Raw genomic sequence first — 8,977 nt, forward strand, 5'->3', positions numbered from 1 at the left:
AATTTCTTACGCGTAAAGCTTCATTAGCTGAAAGCACTGAATACTAAAAAACCTGCTCATTGAGCAGGTTTTTTTACGTCTGGAGAAATAGCAGATGCGGGATGCGAGTAACCGAGTATCGAAAACATGCTGCCATAAGTGACAGTAAGCGAGCTTTTCGCATCTCTTATCTCGTGTAGGCGCATCTATAATCTGCTCGTATCTCGTATCTCGTATCTCGTATCTCGTTTCTTTTACTTATGATTCGAAAAGTTATCGCCTTTCGCCAGTCGGTCGTAAAGCACAACATTCACTGATGCCGCTAGATTCATACAGCCGTTGGTCGGAACGTAAATCGTCTCACGACAGAAATCTGTGATTTCTTTCTTTAGCGTGCCATCTTCTGGGCCAAAAATGTAAAACGCACGTGGTGGGTGCTTGTAATCAGGTAGAGGCTTAGCACCTTCAATCAGATCAACAGCAACCGGCACGCAGCCTACTGGAATAATATCTTTCAGCTCTTCAACACCAATCAAAGGCAGGGCTAAGTGCTTTTCTTTGGTATCGGTATGGAATTTTCGCGCATGGTCGTAGCGTGTGCCAGTGTAAAACACAGAGTTGGCGCCGTAGCAGCCAGCTGCTCGCATCACTGAGCCTACGTTTTCTGGCGTCTTTGGGTTAACTAGGCCAATGCAGGCATAGCCTTTTGATTGTGTGTCTGTTTTTGCTTTGGTCATAATCAGTGAATCTAACGTTGATGATGAAAGTGAGTAATCATGATGAGAAATGGCGTGATAAAAATAGCCGAGCAATCGGCTCGGCTAACTTTTAACTCGCTTACATGAATACTTGTTTACTCATGCTGATGAGCGTCAACAGCGGTATTAGTCACGTTTCCACAGCATGTGACAGAACTTATGTTCGGGATCACGGCTGATTAACATGCGAGCAAATACGTCGTCTAGAACGTCATCAGCTTCATTCACAAGACCAATGCGCACTTCAGCGTAGATCTCTTTGTCGACTTCAAAGCCAACATGTTCAACCCAATCATCGCCAGTTTCAACAAGCTCTGCTGCGCCACGATCTTCAAACTGAGCAGTGAAAAGAATCACGTCTGCAGGCTCTAGGTTGTCAGGTGCCATCTCTAGGAAGATGTCGTATGCAGTGTCAATTGCGTCGTCATAAGACATTAGGTCGTTAGCTTCGGTCATAATAAGTATCTTAGCTTGCGCGGTTCATGTATTTACGTTCAGCAGTGTTTACTACTACTTTGTCGCCAGTCGCGATGTATTCAGGTACTTGAATAGTAAGACCTGTAGAAAGACGAGCAGGCTTAGTACGAGCAGACGCTGATGCACCTTTGATTGAAGGATCAGTCTCTTCGATAACTAGTTCAACAGATGTTGGTAGCTCAAGCGTTGCAGCGTTGCCGTCGATAAGGATCGCGTACATGCCTTGAGTTTCTTCGTTGATGAACAGTAGTTCGTCTTCGATAGTCTCACCGTTGAAGATGAATTGTGTGTAATCTTCGTTGTCCATGAAGATGTACTCGTTGCCATCAACGTAAGAGAACATTACTGCACGCTTAGTTACGTCAATAGTTTCAACAATTTCGTCAGCCTTGTGGCGAACTTCAGTTTTAACGCCAGTTGCTACATCGTTACCACGGAAGCGGTAAATCTTTTGGCCGCCACGGCCGCCTGGTGTTGTTACTTCGATATCTTTAACGATCACTGTTTTGCTTTCTACTGTGATAGCAAAACCTTTTTTAATTTCACTTGCTCTAGGCATTTTGTGTTTGTCCTTAGTGGGTCTATCCGCTGATTATATCTCGGAGATGCTATAAATAGGAATAGCTTGAATCATAAAGTCACCTAGGCGATCATAGAGTTATAGTTAAATCATTATTTTATTTACCGAAACGACCTATGCAGCTACCCGTTATTGACCCAACACAGCCTTTTCAACCTGAATTTCAACCTGTGGTTAACGATCTGATTACCTTTCTAAAAGGTGGGTTAGGATCTAATCTGCACAGTATTTATATTTATGGCAGTGTGGCTCGTAAGCAAGCCGTCTTCGGTCGCTCCAATCTAGATGTGGTTGTGGTGACCCATCGACCGTTTCCTGACCAACGAACCACTTTGTTGAACACCATCAAATGGCGTTTCCAAAAGAGCTTCCCGCAGGTAACTCAAGTGGCGATAAAAACTACCTTAGTGAGTGAGATAGTCGATTTCGACAATATCTTCACTTGGGGTTTTATGCTCAAGCATTTAGCCGTGTGTGTGCATGGTGAAGACTTATCAGACTGCTATGGTGATTTTGAAACAAGTTGGGAAATCGCTAAGCACTGGAATATGGATGCGGAAAACTGGTTGGCGGTGTATCGCAACAAGATCGCACGAGCGACAACGCCAGAACAACAAGTCGCTGCGCAGGTGATTATTGCCAAGAAGCTTCTACGGGCGAGTTACTCACTGGTGATGTACCGCGATAAATATTGGTACGATGATCCTGTTGAATGTGGCCAACAGTTCTTGAAGTATCACCCAGATCGAGAAGTCGAAATCCAAAGGTTGGGCATTTTACTTTCTGGTCGACCAATCCCTAAACGTTCGGTGATCGGTATTCTTGATGGCTTTGGTGAGTGGTTGATTAAGCAGTATCAGAAAACCGAGTTCAGAATCGGATAGAGATTTATAACCGATCCATTGATACTAAAAAGCAGAGTGTGCTGAAGAACATATCTCTGCTTTTTTCGTTTTAAGAGCATATTGAATATAGTGCTAGAACAAACCCAACTGCTGCCCACTAACTCTTTCAAAGTCTAAACCGATGAAGGGCAGTATTGCCTCTGCGACCGGTTTAATCTGCTTGTCGATATAGTGCTGATAATCGATACCACTCTTTAAATACTCCTTGGGCTCAGGGCCACTCAGAGTAATCAAATACTCAATGCGTCCTTTATTTTGGTATTGAAGAGGGCGCCCTAACTGAGCATTGATCTCATCGGCCATACGAGCTGCGCGAACCTGCGGCGGAATGTTCTTTTGGTATTCATGTAATTTGCGGCGTAAGCGCTTTTGATACACCAATAAATCATCATGTTTGCCAGCAGAGGTTTCATCAACAAACTGTCTGACGTAGTCGGTTGGATCTTGATCGTGAAACACCATCTCATACAAGGTTTGTTGGAATTGCTGTGCGAGAGGTGTCCAATCGGTGCGTGCACTCTCAAGCCCTTTAAATATGATCTTTTCTTTATCGCCTTGAGTGATTAATCCGGCATAACGTTTCTTCGAGCCGGTTTCTGAACCTCTAATGGTCGGCATTAGAAACTTGCGATAGTGAGTCTCGTATTCCAATTCGAGTATTGAGGTTAGGTTGTGGGTCTCTTTTAAGTGATTCGTCCACCAATCGTTGATGTAAGCGACCAGTGTGTTCCCGATCTCGTCTGCTTTTTGCTGATCATAACTGCCGTTCAGAGACACGAAGGTTGAATCGGTATCGCCGTAAATCACTTGATAGCCTTTGTCTTCGATCAGAACCTTGGTTTGCTTCATGATCTCATGTCCACGCATGGTAATTGAAGACGCTAACCGGGTATCGAAGAAACGACAACCAGACGAACCTAACACACCATAGAATGAGTTCATGATGATCTTAATCGCCTGAGAGAACGCTTTCTCGTTGTTCTTCTTCGCCACATCACGTGCAGCCCAAAGGTTTTCGATCATCTCGGGCAAGAAGTGTTTAGAGCGGTGGAATTGCCCACCTCGAAAGCCATCAACGGCTTGGTTTTCTGCTGGGCCTAGTTCAAGCTTCAACCCTTCAATTAGTCCCATAGGGTCAATCAGAAACGAGCGAATGATCGATGGATACAGGCTCTTAAAATCGAGTACCAAAACCGAGTCGTACAGATTGGGAATTGAATCCATCACATAACCGCCGGGGCTCGCAATCCAATTCTCTGGCTCTAAGTTCGGTGCGACATAACCCGCTCTGTGGATTTGAGGCAGATATAAGTTAGTAAAGGCCGCAACAGAGCCACCAACGCGATCCAGCTCAACACCGGTTAATCGAGAGCGCTCAATCGCGAAGTCGAGTAGGTGAGTGTGCTCGAAGATGCTGTTTACCAGTACGCAGTCTTGAAGGTTGTACTTAGCGAGTGAGGGTTTATCGAACTTAAACATTCGGTTTATCTCATCCATACGGTCATGAACGTTATGGATGTCTTTGCCTTCCCCAAGCAGCTCTTGCGATACCGACTCAAGAGACCAAGAACGGAAGTGGTAGGTCGCTGTCTTGAGCATATCAATACCATCCAAGACAACGCGCCCCGGAATCGTGATAAAACCTTGCTGATTTTGAGCAGAACTGCGGAAAAAGCTCGGTTGGTTGTCTCTGCCGATGTTGAGCTTCACTTCGTTCCATTCTGAACGTTTGTGCAGCAGCCTAAAATCGAAGTCGATAACATTCCAGCCAATGATGATGTCAGGATCAAATTCAGAGAACCAAGCTATCATGGCTTCAAGTAGCGCTTTCTCGTTGGCAACCCATTGGATATTGGTTTCAGCTTGTTGTGCTTCGCCGACCATGATTACTTGGCTGTCCATCGGGCTGTCTAGGCCAATTGAATAAAGCACGCCTTTTTCCGAACACTCAATATCAAGCGAGACCACAGATAGACTGGGTAAGTAATCACCTGCTCGGCATTTTGCGTTTGAGACTCGACGATGCTGATTTTTTTGCACAGCAGATCCGGTGAACTCAATACTTCCCTTGATAAAACGTTCCATCAAGAATCGATCGGCGAGTCGAATATCGCTTTCAAAGGTTTGGATTTCTTCGTTGTGAAAGGCTTGCGCTAAACCAAAGCTGCTTCTCGACAGTGAGGTGTAACACGCGGCGAGAGGTGTTTGCTCGAATGTGGCTAATTCTAGAGGCTTAAATTGGCAATCGATCGACTCTTTCGCTGCGATTGCCTGACATGCCTCAACGTCAGATTGAGCGACAAAAAATACCGGTTTTTCATTTTGAATCGTCAGCAGAGTAGGGCCTTGAGGGGTGCTTAACCACAAGTCGATTTGTGTGCGCCCTGAAAAATCTCTTGCTTGTCTTGTGAGTACAAAGCCTTGCTGAATATCCAATGTAGTAACCTATTGAAATGGGGAATCGAATACTACCATCTAGCGACCCTCTGCGCACAAAAGGCAGTAAAAATACTAACTAAATTCTAGTTAGTAGAGGCAAATAACGGGACTCTATAAGCAAATAAGTGAAATTGTCGCGAATGGTTATTCAATGGTATTGAAAATATCTTTATCTTATGTAATTTTATTGGGTGTTGTTTTAACTGGTTGATTTTTAGAAAAAGCTTGTTGTTTTAGTTAGCTTATTTGTTAATAAGTACTTGCTAAAGTTCGTGTTTCAGCACATATTCAACAGAGCTTTTTTTTAGTAATTAAGTTAAGATGTACTCAATGCTGCGATCCACTGTTCCTTTGTTCAATTGTTTCAAACAGATGAAATGACACAGTGGTTGCAGAGCCAATTAATAGTGTGGAGATACAAGTTTGATAAATGTTTTCCTTGTAGATGATCACGAGCTGGTTCGCACAGGGATACGACGTATTATTGAAGACGTCCGTGGAATGAACGTAGCAGGGGAAGCTGAAAGCGGTGAAGGTGCTGCAAAATGGTGTCGTACTAACAATACTGACGTTATTTTGATGGATATGAATATGCCTGGTATTGGTGGCTTAGAAGCAACCAAGAAGATCTTGCGTTTCAACCCTGATGTTAAAATCATCGTTTTAACTGTTCATACGGAAAATCCGTTTCCAACTAAAGTGATGCAAGCTGGAGCTGCTGGTTACCTTACTAAAGGGGCAGGTCCGGATGAAATGGTAAATGCAATTCGAGTGGTTAATAGTGGCCAACGATACATTTCACCAGAAATTGCGCAGCAGATGGCTTTGAGCCAATTCTCGCCTGCGTCTGAAAATCCATTCGCAGACTTATCTGAACGTGAACTTCAAATCATGATGATGATTACCAAAGGTCAGAAAGTGACGGATATTTCAGAACAACTCAATCTAAGTCCTAAAACAGTCAACAGTTACCGCTACCGCTTGTTCAGTAAGCTGGATATCAGTGGCGATGTAGAGCTGACGCATTTAGCGATTAGACATGGAATGTTAGACACTGAGACCCTTTAACACTGAGATCGTATAGTGACCAACTTGTTTGACTCAGTCTCATTCCTCAAGACAGTAACAGAGCAGCCCGGCGTTTATCGAATGTATAACGCCGAGGCTGCCGTTATTTACGTCGGTAAAGCTAAGAACCTCAAAAAACGCCTTTCCAGTTATTTCCGTAAAAAAGTCGACAGTGAAAAAACACGCGCTCTAGTTAGTAATATTGACAAGATCGATGTCACTGTAACGCACACGGAAACAGAAGCGCTCATTCTTGAGCACAACTACATCAAGCAGTACTTGCCTAAATACAACGTACTTTTGCGTGATGATAAGTCGTACCCTTATATTTTTATTAGCGGTCACAAGCATCCTCGTTTGTCGATGCACCGTGGTGCTAAGAAGAAAAAGGGCGAATACTTTGGTCCTTACCCTGATTCCGGCGCTGTGCGTGAGACGCTACACCTAATCCAAAAGATTTTCCCTGCCCGCCAGTGTGAAGATACGGTTTATGCCAATAGAACGCGCCCGTGTTTGATGTATCAGATTGGTCGTTGTGCTGCGCCATGTGTTAGCTCAATCATCTCTGATGAAGAGTACAGTGAACTTATCGACTACGTTCGTCTGTTCCTGCAAGGGAAAGACAAATTAGTCCTTGAGACGCTCATCGACAAAATGGACAAGGCAAGCCGTGAGCTTCGTTTTGAACAAGCTGCCGCTTTCCGTGATCAAATCCAAGCGATTCGACGTGTGCAAGAACAACAATACGTATCTGACGATTCAATGGAAGATATGGACGTGTTGGGATTTGCTCAAGAGAATGGCGTAGCGTGTATTCATATCTTGATGATTCGCCAAGGCAAGGTTTTAGGCAGTAGAAGCCATTTCCCTAAAATTCCCAACAATACGGTGCGAGAAGAGGTCTTTTCGAGCTTTTTAAGCCAATACTATCTTGCGCATAGTGAAGCGAGAACCATCCCAACCCGTTTGATTCTCAATGCCGATTTGATGGAAGATGTCACACCGATTCAAGAAGCCTTGTGTGAAGTAGCGGGTCGTAAGATTCACTTCAATACCAACCCTTCAGGTACTCGAGGTCGTTACCTTAAATTGTCTAATACCAATGCATTGACGGCTATTACCACCAAGATTAATCACAAGATGACGATTAATCAGCGCTTCAAAGAGCTCCAAGAAGTGCTGTCGATGGATGCTATCAAGCGCATGGAATGTTTTGATATCAGTCATACCATGGGTGAAAGCACGATTGCGTCGTGTGTGGTGTTCAATCAAGAAGGCCCGGTTAAACCAGAGTACCGTCGTTACAACATCACCGGCATTACAGGTGGCGATGATTATGCAGCGATGGCTCAGGCGCTTGAGAGACGTTATTCGAAGCAACTCGATGTCGACAAGATCCCAGACATCATCTTTATCGATGGTGGTAAAGGTCAGCTAAACCGCGCTCATGAGATCATTTCTCAATATTGGGGTGATTGGCCGTTTAGACCAAGAATGATGGGTATTGCGAAAGGCGTGACGCGTAAACCGGGTTTAGAAACTTTGGTAACCCTTGAAGGTGAAGAGTTTAATTTACCTAGCGATGCACCAGCGCTGCATCTTATCCAGCACATTCGTGATGAGAGCCATAATCATGCGATTGCAGGGCACAGGGCGAAACGTGGTAAAACGCGCAGAACCAGTGCTTTGGAAGGAATTGAAGGGGTAGGACCTAAACGTCGTCAAGCTTTGCTGAAATATATGGGTGGCTTACAAGAACTTAAGCGTGCAACTGTCGAAGAAATAGCCAAAGTGCCGGGCATTAGTCATTCTTTGGCAGAAAACATTTATCAAGCATTGAAACAATAGTAAAAATCCCGCACCATTAAAGCGCAATTAATAAGAGCCCAATAATATGCGTTTGAATATACCTAACATTTTGTCCTTACTGAGACTATTTTTGATCCCAGTATTCGTTGTCGTTTTCTATCTACCTTATCAATGGGCTCCTTTCGCTGCTGCGATGGTGTTTTGGGTAGCCGGTTTCACTGATTGGCTAGATGGCATGCTAGCTCGTAAGTTAGGGCAAACGTCTCGCTTCGGTGCCTTCATTGACCCTGTGGCTGACAAAGTGTTGGTCGCTACGGCTCTTATCCTGATTACAGAGCATTACCACTCTATTTGGATAACTATTCCAGCCGTGACCATGATTGCTCGTGAGATCATCATTTCAGCGCTTCGTGAATGGATGGCTGAAATCGGTAAACGCGCAAGTGTTGCGGTATCTTGGGTTGGTAAAGTCAAAACGGTTTCTCAGATGTTCGCTCTTTGGGTACTTATCTGGAGATACGACGACTGGATGGTGTGGGTAGGTTACATTGCACTGTATGTCGCCACCGTTCTTACTTATTGGTCAATGGCACAATACTTGATGGCTGCCAAAGACGATTTGTTAGACGAAAAACATCATTGATGAAGAAGCGAGCTGAGGCTCGCTTTTTTGATCTTTAACCTAAGGTTAAGTTATCAATAGTGGATATCTAATGTGATATAGATCTCCTTTGAATAACCCGCTCACAGTGTGTTTTGAACATAAAGTCAGCTATTTGGCCTGTTTCGTATGAAATCTATTCAAACGAATTAAAAATACAAAAATAATATTGACTCAATCGTCTGAATCCGTAGAATGCATCCCGTACCCAAGAGGATGGCAATGAGCGATTCGATTGGAGTTACTAAGGCGCCTTGGCAGAGTGGCTATGCAGCGGATTGCAAATCCGTGGACCTCGGTT

8 protein-coding genes are annotated in these 8,977 nt (G+C 44.2%); 4 read left to right on the forward strand and 4 right to left on the reverse strand.

The window, feature by feature from the left end; translation table 11 throughout:
* Positions 1 to 233: 233 nt before the first annotated feature.
* The 3 genes from ACED41_RS11055 to yeiP form a co-directional block, all read right to left on the reverse strand.
* Complete coding sequence (locus tag ACED41_RS11055) at positions 234 to 716, reverse strand: RNA methyltransferase (protein WP_017061495.1); 483 nt, start codon at positions 714 to 716, stop codon at positions 234 to 236.
* 147 nt (positions 717 to 863) lie between these two features.
* Positions 864 to 1,193, reverse strand: a complete 330-nt coding sequence (locus tag ACED41_RS11060) for an HI1450 family dsDNA-mimic protein (protein WP_004741258.1) — start codon at positions 1,191 to 1,193, stop codon at positions 864 to 866.
* Positions 1,194 to 1,203: 10 nt separating this feature from the next.
* Positions 1,204 to 1,773 (reverse strand): elongation factor P-like protein YeiP, encoded by a 570-nt coding sequence (yeiP, locus tag ACED41_RS11065; RefSeq protein ID WP_017055115.1) that lies wholly within the window; start codon positions 1,771 to 1,773, stop codon positions 1,204 to 1,206.
* Positions 1,774 to 1,910: 137 nt separating this feature from the next.
* Here yeiP and ACED41_RS11070 point away from each other — a divergent pair, with 137 nt between their 5' ends.
* Entirely contained in the window at positions 1,911 to 2,678 is a 768-nt protein-coding gene (locus ACED41_RS11070) for a hypothetical protein (protein ID WP_017061494.1), read from the forward strand.
* Between the two features lie 93 nt (positions 2,679 to 2,771).
* Here the strand turns inward: ACED41_RS11070 and ACED41_RS11075 are convergent, their stop codons facing one another.
* Positions 2,772 to 5,135 (reverse strand): DNA polymerase II, encoded by a 2,364-nt coding sequence (locus tag ACED41_RS11075; protein WP_102333648.1) that lies wholly within the window; start codon positions 5,133 to 5,135, stop codon positions 2,772 to 2,774.
* A gap of 426 nt (positions 5,136 to 5,561) precedes the next feature.
* Between ACED41_RS11075 and uvrY the strand changes: the two genes are divergently transcribed.
* From uvrY to pgsA, 3 genes are read left to right on the forward strand one after another with little or no spacing between them, the layout of a single operon-like run.
* Positions 5,562 to 6,206 (forward strand): UvrY/SirA/GacA family response regulator transcription factor, encoded by a 645-nt coding sequence (gene uvrY / locus ACED41_RS11080; RefSeq protein WP_371724961.1) that lies wholly within the window; start codon positions 5,562 to 5,564, stop codon positions 6,204 to 6,206.
* Between the two features lie 15 nt (positions 6,207 to 6,221).
* On the forward strand, positions 6,222 to 8,054 hold the full coding sequence (gene uvrC, locus ACED41_RS11085) for an excinuclease ABC subunit UvrC (RefSeq protein WP_029235668.1): 1,833 nt from the start codon (positions 6,222 to 6,224) through the stop codon (positions 8,052 to 8,054).
* A gap of 46 nt (positions 8,055 to 8,100) precedes the next feature.
* Positions 8,101 to 8,658: a CDP-diacylglycerol--glycerol-3-phosphate 3-phosphatidyltransferase gene (gene pgsA, locus ACED41_RS11090; protein WP_017061490.1), complete on the forward strand. Its 558-nt coding sequence runs from the start codon at positions 8,101 to 8,103 to the stop codon at positions 8,656 to 8,658.
* The last annotated feature ends 319 nt before the right edge of the window (positions 8,659 to 8,977 follow it).

It is taken from the genome of Vibrio sp. 1F255 (assembly GCF_041439145.1).
GTDB lineage: Bacteria > Pseudomonadota > Gammaproteobacteria > Enterobacterales > Vibrionaceae > Vibrio > Vibrio crassostreae_C.

Coding starts and splice junctions, on each gene's coding strand:
- ACED41_RS11070 (WP_017061494.1), top strand. CDS start 1,911: ATGCAGCTACCCGTTATTGACCCAACACAGCCTTTTCAACCTGAATTT.
- yeiP (WP_017055115.1), bottom strand. CDS start 1,773: ATGCCTAGAGCAAGTGAAATTAAAAAAGGTTTTGCTATCACAGTAGAA.
- ACED41_RS11055 (WP_017061495.1), bottom strand. CDS start 716: ATGACCAAAGCAAAAACAGACACACAATCAAAAGGCTATGCCTGCATT.
- ACED41_RS11060 (WP_004741258.1), bottom strand. CDS start 1,193: ATGACCGAAGCTAACGACCTAATGTCTTATGACGACGCAATTGACACT.
- pgsA (WP_017061490.1), top strand. CDS start 8,101: ATGCGTTTGAATATACCTAACATTTTGTCCTTACTGAGACTATTTTTG.